General features: G+C 45.3%; 1 protein-coding gene. It reads left to right on the top strand.

Going from position 1 to position 516, the window contains the following annotated elements:
- Window positions 1–380: hypothetical protein (locus A3756_RS06570; protein WP_231875498.1), on the top strand; the 380-nt coding region annotated here is incomplete at its 5' end.
- Between the last annotated feature and the right edge of the window lie 136 nt (window positions 381–516).

Here is a 516-nt window from a genome sequence, read left to right as displayed (position 1 = left end):
ACTTGGGCGGCGCAACAGCATTCCCGATACATATTCTAAGAAAGACCCACATAGAGAAACCAAGGACTAGAAACTCCCATATTGTGATTTTGTCGGATGATGGCGTCACAACACTTTTTGACACGGATGAAAAAGGTAACTCAGGCTGGGGTATATCTAAGCAGGCATTAGAGAATGCAAAGGGCGGCGGTACGATGGTGTTAAATTTACACTGGGATTATCCCTTGCCACCTAACAATAAATGGATGGCGGACCATGATGCCGCTTTAAAGCAAGCCGAGGCTCAACAAGGTTGGGATATATTCCCGGTGACGTCTTGGGAAGCGATGACTGATTTTGCTCGGGCATTTAGCAGAAAACACTATGAGGGAGCAGAATAATGACTCAACTCATAACTCGTAGCAATGGTAGTGCCGAAGGCCCCGATATCAACGTATTGCACCATCGGCTAACCGAGTTCCCTAAAGAATTGTTAAACCCTCAATTACCACCTTACTTTTATGCTCTAGTTCATGA

Source organism: Oleiphilus sp. HI0086, from assembly GCF_001635225.1.
The sequence above is the reverse complement of the archived record's forward strand: the minus strand, read 5'-3'. Positions and strand labels throughout refer to the sequence as shown.